General features: G+C 37.7%; 17 protein-coding genes. All 17 read left to right on the plus strand.

The features are described 5' to 3' along the window. Positions 1-61: 61 nt before the first annotated feature. The 17 genes from JF75_RS02830 to JF75_RS02910 all read left to right on the plus strand — a co-directional run bounded on the left by JF75_RS02830 (position 62) and on the right by JF75_RS02910 (position 20,551). Complete coding sequence (locus JF75_RS02830; protein WP_052726859.1) at positions 62-2,173, plus strand: isopeptide-forming domain-containing fimbrial protein; 2,112 nt, start codon at positions 62-64, stop codon at positions 2,171-2,173. A gap of 370 nt (positions 2,174-2,543) precedes the next feature. Continuing rightward, entirely contained in the window at positions 2,544-2,822 is a 279-nt protein-coding gene (locus tag JF75_RS02835) for a TrbC/VirB2 family protein (RefSeq protein ID WP_046331746.1), read from the plus strand. A 28-nt stretch (positions 2,823-2,850) separates the two neighbouring features. Beyond that, entirely contained in the window at positions 2,851-5,139 is a 2,289-nt protein-coding gene (locus tag JF75_RS02840; protein ID WP_046331747.1) for a hypothetical protein, read from the plus strand. 12 nt (positions 5,140-5,151) lie between these two features. Next, a complete protein-coding gene (locus JF75_RS02845) occupies positions 5,152-7,863 on the plus strand; it encodes a VirD4-like conjugal transfer protein, CD1115 family (protein ID WP_141639308.1) in 2,712 nt (903 codons plus the stop codon). 73 nt (positions 7,864-7,936) lie between these two features. After that, a complete protein-coding gene (locus JF75_RS02850; protein ID WP_046331748.1) occupies positions 7,937-10,204 on the plus strand; it encodes a pLS20_p028 family conjugation system transmembrane protein in 2,268 nt (755 codons plus the stop codon). Between the two features lie 39 nt (positions 10,205-10,243). Then, positions 10,244-11,131, plus strand: coding sequence for a hypothetical protein (locus JF75_RS02855; protein ID WP_141639309.1), 888 nt, complete (start codon positions 10,244-10,246; stop codon positions 11,129-11,131). A 13-nt stretch (positions 11,132-11,144) separates the two neighbouring features. Continuing rightward, positions 11,145-13,157, plus strand: a complete 2,013-nt coding sequence (locus JF75_RS02860; protein ID WP_052726860.1) for a VirB4 family type IV secretion system protein — start codon at positions 11,145-11,147, stop codon at positions 13,155-13,157. A 1-nt stretch (position 13,158) separates the two neighbouring features. After that, a complete protein-coding gene (locus JF75_RS10110; protein WP_052726861.1) occupies positions 13,159-14,376 on the plus strand; it encodes a M23 family metallopeptidase in 1,218 nt (405 codons plus the stop codon). Continuing rightward, a complete protein-coding gene (locus JF75_RS02870) occupies positions 14,377-15,012 on the plus strand; it encodes a hypothetical protein (protein WP_046331750.1) in 636 nt (211 codons plus the stop codon). An 11-nt stretch (positions 15,013-15,023) separates the two neighbouring features. Further along, positions 15,024-15,647, plus strand: coding sequence for a hypothetical protein (locus JF75_RS02875; RefSeq protein ID WP_046331751.1), 624 nt, complete (start codon positions 15,024-15,026; stop codon positions 15,645-15,647). 18 nt (positions 15,648-15,665) lie between these two features. Beyond that, complete coding sequence (locus tag JF75_RS02880; protein WP_046331752.1) at positions 15,666-16,076, plus strand: TlpA family protein disulfide reductase; 411 nt, start codon at positions 15,666-15,668, stop codon at positions 16,074-16,076. Next, on the plus strand, positions 16,077-16,979 hold the full coding sequence (locus JF75_RS02885; RefSeq protein WP_046331753.1) for a coiled-coil domain-containing protein: 903 nt from the start codon (positions 16,077-16,079) through the stop codon (positions 16,977-16,979). Between the two features lie 452 nt (positions 16,980-17,431). Next, the gene (locus tag JF75_RS10115; protein ID WP_052726862.1) at positions 17,432-17,770 is read left to right on the plus strand and encodes a hypothetical protein; all 339 of its coding nucleotides are present in this window, start codon (positions 17,432-17,434) and stop codon (positions 17,768-17,770) included. Between the two features lie 74 nt (positions 17,771-17,844). Then, on the plus strand, positions 17,845-18,219 hold the full coding sequence (locus tag JF75_RS02895; protein WP_046331754.1) for a hypothetical protein: 375 nt from the start codon (positions 17,845-17,847) through the stop codon (positions 18,217-18,219). Positions 18,220-18,228: 9 nt separating this feature from the next. Continuing rightward, positions 18,229-19,872: a MobP2 family relaxase gene (mobP2, locus tag JF75_RS02900; protein WP_046331755.1), complete on the plus strand. Its 1,644-nt coding sequence runs from the start codon at positions 18,229-18,231 to the stop codon at positions 19,870-19,872. A 65-nt stretch (positions 19,873-19,937) separates the two neighbouring features. Next, positions 19,938-20,195, plus strand: coding sequence for a type II toxin-antitoxin system PrlF family antitoxin (locus JF75_RS02905; protein WP_046331756.1), 258 nt, complete (start codon positions 19,938-19,940; stop codon positions 20,193-20,195). Positions 20,196-20,203: 8 nt separating this feature from the next. Next, positions 20,204-20,551, plus strand: coding sequence for a type II toxin-antitoxin system PemK/MazF family toxin (locus JF75_RS02910; RefSeq protein ID WP_046331757.1), 348 nt, complete (start codon positions 20,204-20,206; stop codon positions 20,549-20,551). Positions 20,552-20,578 lie beyond the last annotated feature (27 nt).

Raw genomic sequence — 20,578 nt, forward strand, 5'->3', positions numbered from 1 at the left:
TAATATTTAAAGCATTACTAGAAGTAATGCTTTTTTTGTTGTAGAAAAGAAAGGAAAACTAATGAATTTAGTAAAAAATCCGTCAAAAGGACGGAATAAAAAAATAGGGTACACATTAGTGGCTGCGCTAGCCTTGTCAATGGGATTAACTATGGCAGGTGCTAGAACAGTGCACGCTGACAATGCCCAAATGGTTGATTTACCGAAAGGGATAAATGCAGATCAAAATAAAATACCAGGGCAATATGCTTTTTCGGCTAAAGTAGAGCCGGGAGTTTCTAAAATAAATCCATTTGGTGCTACCAATGCAGACTGGTATACATCTAGTACTCATACGGAAGGAACAACCCACCATTGGTACGCATTTAGACTTAGTGATGATAGTGGTAATAACAATGCCTGGAAAGGAAAGGTAGGTGTTTATTATTCCAAAGTTGGGATTTATCAGGGCCATACGATTGACATTAAAATAACGATGATGGATTGGAAAGTTCAAAATTATCAATGGGTCGATACTAATGGTAATGGTAAAGCTGATACTAGAGAAAATATTAAAGATGCGTATGTAGCATTTGGTAGAGACGATTTTGAAGTTTTTACGCCAGGGTTAGGAGCTATTAAGTATCGGTTAGATTACTTAGACCACGATACAAAAAAACCGGTTAAAATAACGGGATCATGGACGTTTAACGATATTGATGGTGACCAATGGGTTGGAATTGAGCCAAATACTTTTTCAAGTGTTGATCAGGTGATCTATGGTGATAGAGGTAACAATGGAAATACCTGGTTAAGCTATAAGTCGAAAGGTGGCCAGAATTATATCTATTCGGACGCTCATAAACATAATTCAAAAATTACAGATGATGTAGGCCATAATGCAGGTACTTTAACAACTGATCAGTTAAAAGGTAGTTTTACGGCAGCTTATTCTAATTCTTCAAGTTTTATCATCAGTTGGGTCTATGGTGAAAACACGGGTGATAACGCCATTAAAGATCAAGACGATCTAGAAAAAGATAATAGAATTTGGGATATGACAGGAACGTATGAACCTGATGCTGATACTAAATATCCAGTCACAAACATTGATACATCTATAAATGCCACTAAATTTAATCATGCTTATTTGCAGTTTAGTACGCAGCCGATAGTTCCTGATAAACCCGATAATGCTATTAAATTTGATTCGGATTCTGATGAAGGTACTAACACCCCATCAGAAATCGGAACAGATAAGTCAATAGACCATGATCTGTTAAAGAATCGCTATGAAGAATATCATTATCAGATAACTCATAATGTACCGAAAGTATTAAAACGCTATAAGTATGATCAATACATGATTACTGACAAAATTGATTCGATTTTAAATGTTTCAAATGTGCATGTATATAACAGGGCTAACCAAGATGTAACCTATATGTTTACAGTAAATGTGGATGGTAATAATAAACTTTCCGTTATTGCTAAAGATTCATCTTTAGCTAGTGATGACTTTTATCGTGAACAGTACAAGATTACGTTTGATGCCAAGATTAAACCAGGTGTCAGTCTTGCCGATCACCAAGACCCTAAACATAAGGATCAAGCTGTTATTTACAATGAAGCCAAGGTAACTACTTCGAATGGGACGGCCGATAGTAATAAGACGACGACTAATGTTCCGTTTACACCTAAAGATCAAACTAAAGCAATTTCCACTGATGGTAACGGCAAGGGCGATTCACTTCAAGTTGACTATGATGAAAACTACAAGTATACCGTTGATGTTGCTGCACCTGATGGTGAGGATATTAAAACTTTAGAGCTTAAAGATAAGCTTGAAGATGTTCTTGATCTGAAGGAAATTAAGGTTTACGACCAAGACGATAATAATAAAGATGTAACTGATCAAGGTAAGTTGACTAAAGACAATAACACGGCTGACTGGGTAGCAACTGAACCACAAAAGTGGCACGGTAAGCACTTGAGAATGGTTATTACTGCCAGCGTGAAGAACACGCCAGATCTAATGCAGTACTTGGATAAGGCTACTGGTGTAATCAAGGTGCCTAACAAGGCTATTTGGATTATCAATGGCAAGGACGATCCGACTAACATCGTTTACGTTGAGCCAAAGGGCCCGAAGGCAAGTGTCCAGAAGTGGATTGAATTACCTGATTTGAACTAAAAAGTTAAATAAATTTCTGATAGCCGTAACCAAATTAAAATGGTTACGACTTATTTATTTTGAGGGAAGAAAAAGACTTAGCGTGACCTACTCCCTCGGGCCGGGTGCGTGGTGGGCAATTAAAGATTAAGTAAGCAGCAAATTAGTAGCTAAAAGCTAGTAGTTTGCTGCTTTTTTGTTTGATGAAGTAGGTGGTTAAGATGTACTGCTTTGTACCCAGTGACTAAAGCTAAAATAAGGCGATTTAAGCGATTTTAAGCAGTGCTGGGACAATTATATTAAAAGGATTAAAAGGTCTCATAGCGGACTGCTTGTGGGGCTAGAAATGAACTGATAAATAGATGTGTAAAAGAAAAGAAGAGGTAAAAAAATGAATTACTTAGTTAATCAATTATTCCTGGCAGCAGCTTCAACTGGAGGAGATCCTGTAGGTAAGCTTACTAAAGCTTTAGAGTGGTTAAAAACAGATGGTACTAAAGTTGGTTTAGGCACAGCTGTTGTTATGCTGGTTATTGTCGGTATCATGTTTCTATTTGGTGGCCGTGCGGCCCAAATAGCTAAAAGCCATTTGGTCAATATTTTTGCAGGAATCGCAATTATTGCATTAGCCGCAATCTTAGTTCCGTGGATAGCTGGACTATTCGCCTAATGTGAATTTTTAAAAGAGGGAGCTTGGTATGAGCAAAATCAGATTTGTGAACGTACCTCGAAGTTATCGCAGAAGTCTTATTGGCAACCGTGTTCTTAGCGGTAGTAAACTCATGGATGTAGCAATCGCTGACCAGAGAGTTAAAAAATTGGCCAAAAAGCTAACCGATGACCGAACAGTGAAACTAGATTTAGAAATTGAGCCTGATCAAGATGGTCAGGCTTTTTCAGTTTATGACGTTCATATAGAACATGCAGATCAAAATTTAGGATTGAGAAGTATTGCTGATCGTTTGGTTATTGATTCCAGTAATGAAGAAAAAAGCGATCAGAACGCAGAAAGATTAGCTAATTTACTTGAAAGTGAATTACGTGATGATCAAGAAGACACTGCTACTGATATGGATTACCTATTTAGTGATAGTGAGAGTAAAGGAGAAAATGAAGATGAAAGTATTCAGAATGATCAACGCCCCGTGAGGGGCGTTGCCCCTACAGAAATTGAAGAGAGTAACGATAAAAATACAGAAGAAGTAGATTCTGAAGCTGCTAAAGAAGGTACTTCTACTCCGGCAGCAAAGCCACAGGTTGCTCCTGATCCAAAAGATTTTTACAAAGGTACTGAGGATGAGTATAAAAGTGAGATAGCTGAACCGGCAGCAACGGAAAAAGAAGTGATAGCTCGATCCGCTTATATTGCAGATAAAAATATTTTTCAAGCCGTACCTGATAAAAATTATGAACAGATCTTTGATTTAACTGAAATTAAACGGCGGCTAGGCTACGTTGATAATCCGCAAGATAAATATCAACGAAAATTAAATGCGCAAATTGATAGTGATTTAGAGAAGTGTCATTTAAAGAACGCGGCAGCCGAATATGAACGTGAAGCTGCTAAGTTGAAAAATGCAACAATTAATAAGCTAAACGAATCATATAGCGAAGTTAATAAGGTTCTGATTGAAGACACGGTTCAGGGTCAAGCGAACAATGAAATACTAGAAAAGAATGGCCAAGCTAGTGAAGAGAAACAGACTAATCAAAAAGAAGCCGAGCAAAAAATTGCTGCTAAAAAGCAAGAGCTGGCAGACGAAATGGAGCGCAGAATTGCTGAATTTAAACGGCAAATTGAAGAAGAAATGCGTCACCGTCAAGAAGCAGTTGAAAATGAGCAACGGCTTTGGCTTGAAAAGCGTAATAATCAGGTTGATCAAGATTTAAAGCAGAAAGAAAAGGCTGTAAAAGATAAGTTTCGATTGCAAGAAGTTCAAAAACGTAATAATGAATTGCGTGACTTGCACCAGCAAACTGAGAATAGTTACAGTCAAGAATTGGAAAAACTATTTAACCAGCATAAAAATAAATTTGCTACTAATTTGGTCCACCTTGAAAGGAGCGTGCAAACACAGAGTAGCCGGATTGATCGGCAAAAGAAGAAAGACGAAAAGACTAAGGAAATGCTTGCGCAACAACAAGCAAAAATTCAGGCAATTAACCGTGCCAACCAGCTAAAAGAAAAAGAGCTTAAATATTTAGAACAACATGATAAGGAATTTCCGACCAAATTAACTGAAACACTGTCTGCTGGTGTTGCTAACGCTATTAAAGAGGCCCTAAAAGAACAACAAAAGGCTGCTGCAGCAGGTAAAACAATCGATCTAGATAAAGCGATTGGCGAGCATATTAAGGCTAATAGTCTATTACCGGTTGTTACTAACCCAGATAAGGAGTTAGTAACAACGGGTGATTTTGAAAAGATAGATAATCAAGCTAGTCAAGTTCGGGGTCATAAAACTGCTCGTGTGCTTGGGTTGGCAGCTGTTCTACTTCTAGGAGTGGGTGCAGCAGGATATGGCTACTGGTACTATCAGCCTAAAACAATGCCAATAACGCAGACGCAAAAGTCGGCTAAAGATCACGCAAAGCAATCGAAAGATTCGCAAGCAAAGAGTAAGCAAGTGGCAGGCGGGCCTGTACAAGGCAACCAGAGTAAGAATAAGCGCAAAGTCCATGACAGTAACGTTATTCTTTATCGCGCAGCTAAACGGTGGTCGGCTAAAATAGATGTTCTAGACGGTGCTTTAGGTCAAGGCGACATTAGAGCGTTGAAGGAAATTAACGATGCCCACCCGACATGGATTAGTAGGCTGTATTATGCAGTAGCAGCTAATGATCAAGCCGGTATGCGGGCCATTTATCTACAACTAACGCCTCGGCAAAAAGAAAAAACGAGCTATGCTGCCCGACACGCAATTGCGCTATCTTTCTATAATATTAAAGATTGGCAGAACGGCTGGTTAGCAAGGAATGGATATTAAAGGAGGGTTGCTGTGAAACGAGGAGACGTATCATTAATGCACAAATTGCAGAAAATGGTACATGAACTTACAAAAGGGCGGCCAGCTGGTGAAATGCTACCTGATCAAGGTAACATTCAACTCAGACGTGGCCACTTAAATAAGAAAACTATGATTGTGATGATCATAGTTTTTTTGTTGTTACTATATCTAGACAATAGCCTACACTGGTTAGCAACTCTGTTGCAAGAACAAACTAAAATGCCAATAGGTCACTTCTCTTTACCAATAGATAAAGCTTTAATTTGGGGCCTGAACCCATTTATGAACAAAGTAAAATTAATTGAAGTATTAATTTTGCTAGTTGCTAGTCCTATTATTACTATTTTAGGGCTATCAAAGGCTGGGATAGCGATTAATGGTGAAGCGGCAAGTAGTATTGCATATGGCCAAAAAGGAGATAGTCGTTTTACTACACTCAAAGAGATCAAGGAGCAGTACAAAAGTATTCCAGAAAAAGATGAAACTTTCCCAGGATATGGTGGAATTCCAATTAGCCACTATGGAAATCGATATTTCATTGATAATGATTCTGTTAACAATATAATCGTTGGGACTAGTAGATCAGGTAAAGGCGAGATGATCGTAATACCATTTATTGACAATTTATCTCGAGCTGAAAATCAATCTTCAATGGTTGTTTATGATCCGAAGAAAGAGTTATATACTGCGTCAGCAGCAACCTTGAAAAAGAGAGGGTATGAAGTGTATCTATTGGATCTAGGCAATCCGATGAAGTCGATGTCTTATAATCCGTTAAACGTGATAGTTAAACAGGTGGAAAAAGGCGAAGACCCAGCACAAATGATCAATAGTGTCACCTATCCGATCATGCTTAATAAAGATAAGGGAGTGAATGAATGGGCGTATAGAAATGGTCAAGGAGAATTAAATGGTGCAATTGATCGTTTAATTAAATATTGCCTTAATCCTGAAAATTTTGCAGATCATAAAGCACACCCAGAAAGAATCACACTATACAATGCGATTGATTTCATTATTGAAACAAACGGTGTTAACTGGTATGAAAAAGTAGGTATAAAAGTTATTACTCATAATGTCTTAAATGATTATTTTACCCATTTACCGCAAGGATCTTACGCTAAACAGCAATATGCGGCGGTCGCTTCATCAGATTCTAAAGCATTGGGAACAATTAATTCAGTCGTAGAAGAACAATTAAGTCCTTTTACACTGGTAGGGAATGCAACTATGACCTCGATGAATTCCTTTGAGTTAAAATCAATTGGTTTTCCAAAATATTTGAGTTTCAGGCTACCTAAAAAATATGCTTCAACAAAACTAGTATTGCGCTTTAGAAAGGCTGCAACAAAAGAAAAGCCGCAATCTAAGATTATTGCGGAACATAAGATTGAAACTAACCAAACGGGTTTTGTCGAATACAATTTTGATGATAAGTTAGTGACTGGTGATTGGGTTGAACTAAGCTATGATAGTCCAAAAGGGGCGCTTCACAGTGTCTTTGAACTGAGATTAGCAGATAATAATGGCAAGCAGGGTGAGCACGAGGCAGCAATTAAACTTTTGTATAATCAACTAGGAGCAACTAATTTTCGCTTGTCTTACTCTGAAAAGCCAATTGCCGTTTTTATGGCAATTCCTGATTATGATGATTCAAATAGTACATTAGCAACAATTTTTATCAATCAATTATATGGAGAACTAGCAAGACAATGTGAGCTTGTTCCTGGTCATAGAACTTTTAGACGAGTGCACTTCATTCTTGATGAATTTGGTAACCTCAAACCGATTGAAAATATGGACAAGATTATGACAGTTTCAGCGGGACGTAATATAGACTACTCCCTATTTTTACAGTCGTACGAGCAACTCAATACGTATTATGGGAAATTTGCCGCAACCATTAAGGAACAAGGTCAGAACCAAATTCTAATTAAATGTAATAATATTTCAACGAATGTAGAATTTAGTAAGGCAGCTGGACAAAAGACAGTAGAAGCAAGTAGTACCGGTAATAGTAGTAGTGGTAAGAGTAGATCGCAAAGTTATAATCGACGGGCAGAAGCCGAATCAATAATTACGCCAAGCCGTTTACAACAAATGCTGGAGGGTGAAGACTTAATTCTGCGAGTAATTCACCGTAGAGATAAGTGGGGTAATCGGGTACGCCCGTATCCTGTTTTTAATACGGGAAAGACGCTTATGCCTTACGCACATACATTTTTAAGAGATTCGTTCAATACAAATAATGAATTAGTTGAAGTGGAATGTTTGCATAAGAATTTGAATTTACGTGATCTACAAATAGATTTTGCTGACTTTTTGAGTGAAGCTGCTTCTGAATATTCAGTTCAAGCATACAAAGATAACGTTGCACAGGCGGCTAATAGTAAGCAAAACAAAGATACTGAAAAGAAAGATGGTAAAAAAATGGATAATGAATTTATGGGTGAAATTCCAGATGATTTAATGATAGATAAGAATTTGACACCAAAAGAAGAGGAGAAAAGGAGCAATTCGGACTTTGCAAGGTTAGTTGAAGGATATAAAACTGAAAAAGAAATAGATCCAGAACTAGCCGAAAAAATACTTAATGATTTTGACAGTGATAACTTTGAACAGATAAAGGTTGAACTTAACAGCATTGAAAATGATGAAGTTCGTGAAGAGCTGGAGGTTGAATTTAACAAAGAAATAAAATAAGACAATTAAATATCAAGGGAAAGGCTAATTAGTAATAGTTAGCCTTTTTTGTTGCGAAAAAGGAGAGTGAAATATGTTAGGTCAAATACTATTAAGTTTGGCCAGTGTGGCTCCAACTAATGCTTTACACAGCGCCCTAAAATATTTGAATTATTCAAATATTTTCACACGAGCATTTTCAATCATGAAATGGTGGATTATCAATCTTGTGTATGGTATCGCCAATGCTACTAGCGAGTTAATGAATCAAATGCTGAATTTGTCTAACTTTGTTAATCAGGTTAATGGTAACGGGCAAGTTGGAAAACTAATGAGAATGGGCCAGAAGATAGCCCTGGTATTAATGATTTTGTGCCTGATATGGGTGGCAATCAAGATTATTGTTGATCACCATGCACCGCAATTAAAGAATGTACTTGTACAACTTTTTATTAGTGCATTTCTAATAATGAACATCGGCAACATGACCACATGGCTTACGTCACAATCGGTTGGACTTGCACATGGCTTACTGGGTACAACAACCTCAAAGATAGACAAGGGCACTAGTGCTCTACCCTTTAACATTTTAAAAACGCACGTCAACGATTTAGAGTATCTAGTTGATACTAATTTCTCTGGTACAAATGTTAGTTCCGCTAACCCAACTAGCAAAGCCCCAGCCAAGTTACATTGGGGGCTTAATGATCTAAGCCGTAAACAGGTGGATCAAGGCGAAGTTGATTTTACAGAATTTTTAGACAATGGAAAGATCAAAGATAATTCACCATTGGAGAAAAAGGATCACCCGTATAAAAAAGGAGATTATGACAAGAAGCCTGGTACGCATTTTCTGTACGGCTGGTTAAAATATACTGCTGAAAATACGCCTAAAGAAAATGGAAAAGGGACGAAATGGGATACGGCTGATATTTGGAACTTGTTAGGTTTTTCAATTGGCGGTTATGAGCGCTATACAATTAACTTTTTGCCAGTCTTAGTTGCTTTAATAGCGTTAGCCGTTGCCTATCTGTTCGCCGGCTATGCGATCGTCAAATCGTTTATTGATATTGTCATAATTGATATTTTGAGTACGGTGATTGTCGCAACTGATCTTGATACGGGCCAGAAAACTAAGCAAGTGATTAATTCACTATTTTCTGCGATATTATTGGTCAGTTTACAGGCATTTGAATTAGCTTTCTATCAAGCTGCATGTACTTGGGCCAATTCCAGCGTCAAAAGTGTTTGGGGATTTGCTATTTTTATGCTCGCCGCAACTATTATGTTAATGGCTGGTAATAATAAAGTGGCTGAATTCTTCAACGTTGATACAGGAGCACAACGTGGTCTACGTGCTGCCGGATCTGCTTTGTATCTAGGTAAACAGGCGGCTAATTTGGGTGGTGCCGTGCTTGGAGCGCCAGGCAGGGCCAAGAATAGAATGAGCAACATGGCTGATAAGCTTAATACAACTGGAAGTATTCAACGTGCTGCTAGAAAACAGGCAAAACAAGGATCACGGCAAAATGCAATTAATAAGATGGCTGGCTTTGATCAAAGTGGCAACGTAATTCCGTCTAATATCAATAATTCAGGCGGTGGCAGCATTACTACAGACAATCTTGCCCCATTAACGCAGACACCTCAAGCATTAAAGAAGTCAACGGAAGCACAAAATAAAGCTGCACAAGCATTAGATGAAGCCAGAACTGGCTTTGAAGGAATAGCTGGTAAAGCTGCAATGATTTTTGGAAATGGTAATCAAGATGATTCGGTTGAACGGGCACAAGCAGATCCTGCTAAACCTAACGATGAAGATTACAGTGAAGCAAATGAAGAATACAATCCAGTATATGATCAACCAGTTAATGCCTATTCTGGAACAGAAACAGAAAGTCAGCCAAGTAGCGATAAGGGCCAATATAGCCCTTCAACACCAGGTGCAAGTCAAAATAGGCAAGGTGCAAGTAGAAATACAGCACATAGACAACCACAAAAGAATGACTTTGCATCGTGGCAAACTCGAGCTAGACAATACGACAAGTATAATCGGCTGACTACGGATAATGGATATGCACCGGTTGACTATAACCCAATAACAAAATTGCCTTACACACAAGAAGAATGGGCACAGAATCTAAATAACGTCAGATCTAATGACGTACCTAGCCACAACTTAGATGGTTCAAGATTTCGCACTTCAGATGATTCTCAAAATGATTATCAAGAAAGTAGAAGTAACAGACCGGATCAATCGGTTAATGACTATGCCAAGGATAATTTAGACCGCAATCGGCTTCGTGATAGCAATAAACCAGATCAACCTAATTCGCCCAAACCACCAAGAGCTAGAAAATAAGGAAGGTAAGGAATGGATAATTATAATCGAAAACAAATGATGATACCGAAAACGACTAGAGCAGCTATCATGCTCTGGGTTGTGCCGTTAATCGATATTTTTATCGTAGCTATTTGCGGATTTCTAGGTATCGTAATTAGCCAAAGTTATACCACAGTACAGGGTGTTCAAATTATTTCACTTATTTGTGGCCTGATCATTGGTATTGGTTTGATTAAAAGAACACAGAAAGCACCCAACATGAGAAACTGGCGAGTGCTATTTTTTGTTTGGTTGCAAGATAAAAGTAAGTATTTTCCTATCACGGTAACAAACGCAACAGAAGAAGAGTTAAGAACAAAAGAAAAGGAGGGAGGAAATTCATTGTTCAAAAGTAATCGAAAAGAGAAAAGGGCGGCCGAAGCACAATTAAAAACAGCCTTGTCGTTAGGTATGCCAATTAATTGTACAGAAGATGGAATTATAACTTATCCAGATGGTTCAGCTGCTCGGTATTTGCAACTAGGATCAACCGACCTGTTTAACTTACCAGATTCGGGACTGATTGAATGGCAAGATAGTTTGACTGGTGTCAGTCGGACGTATATTGAAGATTGCTCATATATTTCAATGGCTGCCAGGATCGATATGTCCGCCAATCAACGATATTGGCGGTATTTACGTCAAAAATGCGCTACTAGCCCACAAGGTAAAAGAAGGGCTTGGGATTTAACAGAGAAGATTGCAGCAGCAGAGCAGGTGGAGCGTAGAACTGATTTGTATAGTTCTAAAAAATATTACGTAGAACTTTTTGGTTCTAGCGTTAAAGAGGTTCGGGAACGAACCTCTTTTTATAAAATGGGTGCTCAAAAACTAAAGCCCCGGGAACTTAGCCGGGCAGAAACAATCGAAGTATTATTTTCCATTAACAATCCGATTAATGATTAGAAAGGAGCAAAACTTGAAAATATTAGGAAAAAGCAAAACATTTCTGCGTAAATTTCTCTATGCAGAGCGTGGAAATCGTTTGAATGGCAAAGATAATAAGAAGTATCTTCTTTCTACAGAAGATGAAGTAAGGTTGGCCAAAAAGGGCTATGATTTAAAATTTATTGCAGCAATCCAACCGCAAGGAGGAATTAGATTCTATGACAAATACGCTGCAACTGGAAATAGCTTTTTTACCTACTTAACTATTATCAGTTATCGCAAGGACCCACCGTTATTATGGCTGTTTCAAATTTTTGGCAACGATTTTACGATGAGTAAACTTGATGTTCATACTGAAAAGATTGATAAAGTTAAAAACCAACTAAACCGGTCAATCACAGAAAAACAGGATCAGGCAAGAAAAGGTCGTTATCAAACAGATATGGACTCAGCCGATCAAGAGCAGATTGATTTGCGCGAGTTGGCCAAACAGTTTAATGCTGGTACAGAAATACCTAAAGCAATTAGAATTCAAGTAAAAATCTATGCGGATACGCTGCCGGAATTGCAGAATCGAGTGAGCGAAATAAGCCGAACGCTGCGAGGTGACGGTTATCGGGGAGTAATATATCAATTTACACTACCAGAGCAGAGTAAAGCATGGTATCAGAATTTTTCGCAAGAAAATATGTCCTTAACCGCACCAGCTGCCACGACAATGGGGGCAGCTGTTATCGGTGGCGGTGTGCCTTTCCAAGGTGAAGATTTAACTGATCCACACGGCACGTTGTATGGCCGTACGTCGACAAATGGCCCGTTTGCCTTTGATCGTTTCGCACACACGCCAGAAAGGACTTCGTACAACACCCTAGTATTGGGACAAATGGGATCCGGGAAGTCTACTTTTCTAAAAATGAATGAAAAGAGTGATTATGACCGTGGCTATTTTGTAAGAATAATTGATAAAGCCGGTGAATATACCAAGCTGGTTAAGTCGCAAGGCGGGGTAGTAATTCGGCTAGATGGCAAAGAGGGTATGATTAACCCGCTGCAGGTATTGGCCACGGCAACAGATGACAATGATCAGAAAACAGTTGATGAAATGGCTAGTTTCAGGCAGCATGTTGCCAACGTGCTAGTTCTTTTTAGTAACATTATGAATAACCAGATTGATGAATCAACTAAGCAAGAATTCAGCTCGCTATTGCAGCATTTTTATGTGAGTTGTGGATTATTGCCGGCAGACTGGCAGAAGCATCCAGAAAACATTCATATTACTGGGTTACAGCCAAATCAATATCCGATTCTGTCTGATTTCCGTAAATATGTTAAAAAAGTTGCCACGAATGAATTTCTAGATAGAATTCACGCAACGGCAAAACGGCGAAACACTTATGAACAAATCAATACGGCGTTAGATAACATGATTGAAAACTATGGTAACCTCTTCGATGGTATTTCAAGTTTGAGGAATCTTAATGACGTTCAAGTTGTTTCATTTGATACTTCGGCAATATCCAAAATGGATTCCAACATCTATCATGCCCAGTTATATTCAACTTTAAACTTGATCCAAAATCAGGCAGTTATTAATGGACGCAAACAGGTGGATAAAGAAGACATTGACCGGCAATACTTCAGTATTTACTTTGACGAGTGTCACAATATTATTAATCCTAATAATATGATTGCTGTTCAGCAGATCGTCAACATGGCCAGAGAATTCAGAAAGTTCTTTGCAGGAATAACCTTTGCTACGCAAGATCTAGGTGCTATGTTACCTGATAACGTTTCGTCAGCCGATCTTGAATCTTTGAAGTCGATTGTTTTATTCTGTCAATACAAAGTAACGTTTAGGCATGAAGCGGGCCAACTTGAAAAATTAAACAGATTGTTGGGTGCCACCTTGAGTGAAACGGACTACGAACAGATCCCCCGGCAAAAGCAAGGGCAAAGTATAGTCACAATTGGGACCACACAGAGGTATCATATACAGGTTGAGCCTAGTCAGCGGGAACTAGCCCTGTTCACTGGGGGCGTATAATATGCGCAACTTCTTTAAACGTAAGATTATGAAATGGCTAATGATAGGGGGCGCCGTAGTTGGCTTTGCAATGTTATTAATCGCTGGTGTGTCGAGTATAGGTGGCACTGTTCTATCTTTCCTACTTTCTTGGCAAAGTCAAACTTGTAATCAACAGACTAATGAAAGTAGTGGTAATTTAACCGTTAGCGGCTACAGTAAAAATGTTCTTAGTAAAGCTGTAGCTGTGGCAGAAGCTGTAGGGGCCGACTTGAATATCAAGCCGGCCCTTGTTTTTGCCCAATTAGCCGCAGAAACAGGAATGCAAGATTCTAAAGAAGTACGCGAAGATAATAACTTTGGGGGTGTCAAATACAGTTCTTCCTTTAGTGATATAGCAACGCCGGGAAATATTTCTCCAGAAGGAGATCCTTACGCCCACTTTAAAAGCATTAGCGGCTTTGCAACTATCTACCGCAATACGATTAAGAACATGCTAGATGGAAAAAAGCCGGATACATGGCATGAGTTCGTTGTTAACCTTAAGGCTAAAGGCTATATGGGTGACGATGTCGATCATTACGTGGGGTTAGGGCAAAATTGGTACGATAATTACAACAAATTGGCTAAAAAGTACGGTAAAGGTAAAATTTCAGTATCAGCAAGTGCTAACGGCTCTAGTAACGATGATGTGGCCAGTGACGGCAGTAATATTTGTCCAGACACTGATGAAGGCTCATATTCAGGTAGTTGGGTCTGGCCATTTAGTACGATTAAGGAATCACCTAAGAGTTTGGATGGTGGCCAATATGGACACACATCGTATTCACGTGGCAGCACTAATTTTCATGATGGTTTTGACTTTTCAAATGGGTTAAACGGCGTGCATAACGGCTCGGCGGTCTTGGCCGTTACAAGCGGTAAAATCTATAAGGTTGGCTATGACAGTGCCGCTCACTATTATATCTGGGAAAAAGCCGGTGACTACAATATCATCTATCAAGAAGGTTTTACATATAAAGACGATATAGATGTTAAGAAGGGTGATACAGTGAAAATTGGACAAAAAATCGGTACGATCACTGATTCACACGTCCACTTGGGTATTACAACCAACAAGAAAAATCCAGCAATGAACCAGACCGGTTCACCGGTTGCCAATGGTTTTGACCACCCTAATTGCTGGTTAAACCCGATCAAAGTAATTCAACATGGTTTAACAAAAGAGGGGAATAGCTAAATGAAAAAAAGCAATCTCAAGGTTTGGCAATACTTCAGTTGGAGTATTGCAGGAGTAGCATTAATTATTGCCTTTGCAAGCAGACCAAACAGTAATGAGTTAGCACAAGTTCAATCTCAGATTAGAACCACTGATAAAGTAATTAAGCAGTCTGATAAGGCCCCTGGCAGCGCAGTAGAAGAGTCCAAGGCAAAGACCTTTGACTTGACCGCAGCCAAGCAGAAAGCCACTGACAAGCTACAGGAAGGCCTGTCTCAAGCACTTGGCGGTTATAAAGACAGTGCAGAATATAATCAACACCGACAAAAGTTAGATAACTTATTTGGTAGTAAATTTGATACGGAATTGTATAAATTAAACGGCTTACCTGATGAAACATATAGCACAAAGGCAACCGCTAAATTCAAATTTACGCTGGAAGATTCGGCAAAGGTTAACGTTGGGTTTAGTGATTGGTCTGACCCAGCACATGCAAAGGCTGTTGCAATAGTACGTTACAAACCTAATTATTTAAAGTATGGCGTGATTAAAATTATCAATTTTGATTACAATCTACAAACCCAAAAAGTTAATACGGCTACTTTAGACAATTTAAAGAATCCGCAACTTAAAGGTTATTTTATTGAAGATGAATAGGAGGTGTACTAATGAAAAGCAAAATACAAATTGCTATTGCAAGTTTGATCGCAATAGCTGGACTGGGAGCAACTGGATATTTCAAAATGCAGCAAATACAAATTGATCAACAAGTTGCCGCAGCTAAAGTAACTTTAGCTAAAAAAGAAAAACAAGTAGATAATATTGCTACTGTTGAACATAAGCAAAAGATCAAGAATGATCCAGTGGCCAAGATCAATGAAAAGCAAGAAAACGAAATAAAATTAATGCAAAACAACGGTCAAGCACTTTTCAAGTTGCTGTACACAATGAAAGACGGTGAAACGCAAACAGATTTAGATATTCGTAACAAAAATTTGCCACGCTATGCGACAAATGAAGCACTTACGCAGACTGGCTTAAATTCAAAATCAATTAAAGAAACTAAAGAATTTAAGAATGTAGTTGAGCATATCAACATGGAACTTAGTACAAGTCCTGCCGATAATCACGGTATTTATTCGGGAGTAATTGCTGAAAATTCAGTTCAATCTTCGATTAATTTTGTTGGTAAGCGCAATAAAACAGATTGGTATCTTTTCAAATACGATAGCAATACTAATAAGTTTATCCAATTTACACTGCTTGGATTTAACTTCACCCATGCAGATTAGGATAGAAAGAGGACGATAATGTTCCATAAAATAATAAGAAGACTAGCGATTTTGGCTAGTCTTTTTTTAATACTTTGGGGTGCTTGGTCGATTGAAAAAGGTCATATTACACATGAGCGAGTTGATCGATCAGCAGTTCAAATTAAAAAGAAAACGTCAGTTTTATTCTTTTATCGTGATAACTGCCCAGACTGTAAACATGTTTTCCCCCTGGTCAGTGTCTTAAAAGATTTAGGATCACCAATTCAATTTATTAATGTAAATAATAGAATGAATCATAGTAAAGCTCGCCAAGTTTATCATGTTAAAGCTGTTCCAACCTTTATTCTAATTAATAAGCAGCGAAAGGTTCTTAGCAGCTATACAGGTTCAGATCTTAGAAGTATCAAAAAATTTATAACACAAAAAATACCCAAAGTAGGTGATTAGATGAATGATTATCTTGAAGAATTAATGAATCGATTTCGAGAGACTTTTGGAATTAAGACTGAAGAAAAAGAATATAAACCAAAGGACCCGTATCAGAATCGAAAAAAATATATTAAGCACACAATAATCTTTGTAGGTTTAATTTTAGTAGGAATGATTGGCCCCCTATTTATGACACACAATAATCGGTATGCAATACCACAAACATTTGGCAGTAATAACATTACGCAAAATGCAACGATCAAAAAGGTTAAAAGCAATTATAATCCGGACACGCATTTGATGGTCAGCGAGTTTTTTATCGGTGATCAAAATGATATTGATAATGCTTCTGAAGATCGCAACTTGGCTAACATTAAGTATGATGTTAAGTATCTTATTCAGAACAATAAAAACCAAAGGTACCCTACTAAAATTGTCAGAGTTAATGACCATTACATAGTTGTGATTACTGAAAATGTTACGCCTGGTTATGGGCTTTTAACATATAATATTACCCCGCAAAAAATCAAGTCGGCACTTAATACTGATTGTGAAAACTCCACGCTTGCTTTCTACATTAAGGAAGGTCAAGTACCTGAAAAAACCAATCTATCAATCCATGAAAGTCAATTCTATGAGCAAAATTACAAAGACTTTGCACTTAGAAACTATCAACAAAAGTTGATTAAATTGGCTAAAAAGATAAAAGAAAAAGAAAATATCATTACCGAAGATAACAAATTATTGGCCAAGTTAAACGACAAATTGGAAAGTGCTTTAAAGCAAAATAAGAGTGATTTACAGGATCAAATCCAAGATACTGAGGGAGACATTGCAGAACAAAATAAGGAAATTAAGAGCCTTAAAAAAGAAATTACTGACTATCAAGATCGGATTAATCACGTCACAATTACGAACTAATTAGCCAAGTAAAAGTACAAAAAGAGTGATTATTATGATCACCTTTTTAAATAAAAAAATAGAAAAATAGCAATTTTTGGCCATTTTCGAAGAAATGGAGGAAATGCTGATATATCAACGTTTTTAGGATCGTCCCATTTCAGGGCAGGGGGTATCCCACAACAGGATTTTCACAACCCAGATTTGGGATTTTACTGTTATATCAAGCTTTTTGACTATCCCACAGTAGGGAGCTTTTAGAGAGAAAGTGATATCAAGGGCAAATGTCCAGAATCCGCTTGGCACCGCCAAGCTAATCACTTACCTTTGGTAAGTGATAGCAGGATTCCCTTATGCTCTTCACTCAGACTTTGTGAATCAGGCAGAATAAATTGATAGAAACGGCAAAATTGCCGCATTGAGCAGATTAAACAGGAACGTGTTTGGATTTTTTAGAAAGGACGTCAGGGGCAATGGTTGATATTTTAGTTAGAAATGTTCCTGAGAAAATAGTTGCCAGACTTGACCAACAGGTTGACCAACTTAATTCAAATAGAAAGATAAAGTTAAGCCGCAATGATTACATTAAGTTGATTATTACGAACCGAGTTGATTCTGCATTAGAAGATTACGAGCGCTCAAAATATAAAATTTTATTGCAACATGAAATTGAACTTCATGAATTAGAAATTGAACTATTCAAACAAATAATTATCAGTTTAGCGACCGGTAACCCGACTGATGCGATCAACTTAGTAGAACATTTATCAGGCGTATCAGACAACAAGAAAAAGGATTTATACGGTCATTAAGTCATCAACTAATCACTTGGCTTTTAAACTTAACCGTAGAATGCTCCTCTCAACATAAGAAAGAAAGGAAAAACATGCCACAAGAGAAAAATAGATTGCTTGAAAAGCATATACGTATTAAAGAAGATGATTGGCGACTAATTGAAAAGATACAGCGAGAAGATCCTAAAATTTCAAGTATTGGCGACGTAATTCATGTCGCAATTAGTAATTATCAAAAGACAAAACACGATGAACTGATTCTGGAAAGATTGGAACAAATATTGTTACGGTTAAGCGCAACAGACAAAGACGTTGAGCTGGGTAATGAAATGATTGGCGAGTTGTGTTACATCAAGGATTTAAATTATATTCGCCACGGTGTTAGCAAAAATCTTGAAGAAACTGCAATGAACTTGGTGGATAAAAAAATCAAGAATGCACAAGAAAGAAAAGCTTACAGAAAGTAGGTGGTTATTTTGGTCCAAACGAAGCAAGCACCATACATTATTTTAACCAGTGACTTTGTCTACGCACGACCAGGTCAAGGAAAAAATTATGGCAGCTATGGGACTGATTATATGGCTCGTAAGGAAGCCTTAGAAAAGTTATCCTATCTAACTCCGGAAGAAAAAACTGAATATCTGCAAAGAAAAGTTTTATTAAGCAGTGAAGATGATCCTAACCTAGTCACTATTAGTAAGCATTATTCACAGACAAATGATGATTCAAAATTAACTAAAGCCAGCATTGCAGAATTAAACAAGACCAGTTTTATAGAACTTAGCAGTCAAGATTATAGTAAATACATTGGCTACATGATGAGAAAACAAGCGCTGGCCAATAAAGAAAAAACTAACGGGTTATCAGCTACCGAAGCTAAAGAACTGGAACGTGTTACAAAGGCCGCAAATAAATATGACGCATCACAAATTGGTAAGGATAAAATCCTGCAAGGATACTTTTCTTGCGATCAAGATACGATTAAATTAGGCGATCTTGATCATATCCGAGCCAAGATGAGATCGGCCCAGGCCAACAATTCAATCCTTTGGCAAGATGTAATTTCGTTTGACAATGAATATCTGCGAAAGATGGGAGTTTTCGATCCAACGACAGGGTATCTTGATGAATCTGGAATTAGAAAAGCAAGTAAAAAAATGATGGATACGCTAACCGAAAAAGAGAATTTAAATAATCCATTTTGGACAGCTGCAATTCACCGTAATACTGATAATATCCATATCCATTTTGGCATTGTAGAGGCAGCCAATTCTCGACCATTAAAAAGATGGAAAGATGAAGACGGCATTGTCCATGTTGAACCCAAGGGTTGGCGCCAATTAAGTACAATCCAGGCAATGAAAAGTGCATTTACAAATGAAATGTTTGACATTACCAGTCTTTTGAAGGAAATGAATTTACGCCGCAATGAAATTACTAAGGGTATGACAGAAGCTTTCACGAAGTCTTTTGAAGAACCAAATTTTCAACGTGACTTGAACGATTTTATTCAAGCATTGCCTGAAGATCGGAATAAATGGCGTTGGGCTAATCTTAATAGCGAACAACGGCAAACGTTAACTACCCTGGTTGATACGGTTATGGAAGACAATCCCAGTTACCAAAAATGGAACAATCTTTTTCAAGATTACCGGGAACATTATCAAAAAATGTATGGCCAAGCCAAAAATAACCGTGATAATGAAGCGGCCAAAAAATGGGAAGATTTGAAGCGGCGAGCTGGCAACGCTCTGTTAAAAGAGATCAAGGTAATTGATCAGAATGTTAATCATTTTAGACAGCAAGGCACCCGTGCACAAAGTAAAGCTAATTTTGATCAAGGCAATGTAAATAATGTACGACACAGACGCCGCAATAAGCAATTTGATTGGCAGGAATTGAATTTTAAAAGACAAAAAGATTATAAGCGTAAAAAAGAACTGGAGAACAGTCTAAATAAAGCAATTAGGCCGCTGCTTACTAGAAAAGCCAGCAATGTAGTATTTAATCGAATTAAACGGCAATGCGAAAAAAACTTAACGACACTGGAAAAGCAGCAAGCTCTTAGTGCTTACGAGCGCACGCAACAGGCAATTAGTATGGAACAAGAACGCCGCTAAAAATAGAAAAATTTTTGCCTTACTTTTGCCTTACTTTTTCTATTTATTTAATGGAGGAAAATACTATGTGGGTAAATTCAGATGAAGAACAAGTAGCCACATCAACCCTGACTGCTAAAAATCAAATCACGATCCCCAAAATAATTCGTAATTTTTTAGGAATTAAAGCAACTGATATGATTAGCTGGAAAATTCGAGAAAATAATACGGTAGTGATTTCCACGCTGCATAAAGAGTTATGGGACATAGTAGACGAACAGGCAAAACAATATGGCAGCGTTGACGTTTCAAAATTTGACTGGGAAGACACGAAAGGAGAATAAATTAACTAATGAAATTAGAACAGGGAGATATTATCTGGCTTGATCTTGATCCTGCAAAGGGTACTGAAACGCAAAATAAAAGACCGTGTTTAATTGTTAGCAATAACAATTACAATCGAATCTTTAATACGGTAATTGCTGTACCCATCAGTACATCGGCCAAATATTTAACTGAAGAAAAATATATTAAATCTCCTATGTTTATTCCGATTGACAAGGATAATATTCACGGGACAGCACTTTTGCAGCAGACACGGGCAGTGGACCCGACACAAAGGATAGGGGGAAAGTTAGAAACAAAGTTATCTAGCTTGAAAATGAAACAAATCAGCAAAACTATTAGTCAATTCTATTAGTTTAAAACACAAAAATATTAATTTAAC

The organism is Lactobacillus kimbladii (assembly GCF_000970755.1).
In the GTDB taxonomy this organism is placed as follows: domain Bacteria; phylum Bacillota; class Bacilli; order Lactobacillales; family Lactobacillaceae; genus Lactobacillus; species Lactobacillus kimbladii.

Bases quoted from the DNA above. Each gene is read 5' to 3' on its own strand.
- JF75_RS02855 (WP_141639309.1), top strand. From the start codon at position 10,244: ATGATACCGAAAACGACTAGAGCAGCTATCATGCTCTGGGTTGTGCCG.
- JF75_RS10110 (WP_052726861.1), top strand. From the start codon at position 13,159: ATGCGCAACTTCTTTAAACGTAAGATTATGAAATGGCTAATGATAGGG.
- JF75_RS02885 (WP_046331753.1), top strand. From the start codon at position 16,077: ATGAATGATTATCTTGAAGAATTAATGAATCGATTTCGAGAGACTTTT.
- JF75_RS02880 (WP_046331752.1), top strand. From the start codon at position 15,666: ATGTTCCATAAAATAATAAGAAGACTAGCGATTTTGGCTAGTCTTTTT.
- JF75_RS02830 (WP_052726859.1), top strand. From the start codon at position 62: ATGAATTTAGTAAAAAATCCGTCAAAAGGACGGAATAAAAAAATAGGG.
- JF75_RS02850 (WP_046331748.1), top strand. From the start codon at position 7,937: ATGTTAGGTCAAATACTATTAAGTTTGGCCAGTGTGGCTCCAACTAAT.
- JF75_RS02840 (WP_046331747.1), top strand. From the start codon at position 2,851: ATGAGCAAAATCAGATTTGTGAACGTACCTCGAAGTTATCGCAGAAGT.
- JF75_RS02895 (WP_046331754.1), top strand. From the start codon at position 17,845: ATGCCACAAGAGAAAAATAGATTGCTTGAAAAGCATATACGTATTAAA.
- JF75_RS02875 (WP_046331751.1), top strand. From the start codon at position 15,024: ATGAAAAGCAAAATACAAATTGCTATTGCAAGTTTGATCGCAATAGCT.
- JF75_RS02835 (WP_046331746.1), top strand. From the start codon at position 2,544: ATGAATTACTTAGTTAATCAATTATTCCTGGCAGCAGCTTCAACTGGA.
- JF75_RS02910 (WP_046331757.1), top strand. From the start codon at position 20,204: ATGAAATTAGAACAGGGAGATATTATCTGGCTTGATCTTGATCCTGCA.
- JF75_RS10115 (WP_052726862.1), top strand. From the start codon at position 17,432: ATGGTTGATATTTTAGTTAGAAATGTTCCTGAGAAAATAGTTGCCAGA.
- JF75_RS02905 (WP_046331756.1), top strand. From the start codon at position 19,938: ATGTGGGTAAATTCAGATGAAGAACAAGTAGCCACATCAACCCTGACT.
- JF75_RS02870 (WP_046331750.1), top strand. From the start codon at position 14,377: ATGAAAAAAAGCAATCTCAAGGTTTGGCAATACTTCAGTTGGAGTATT.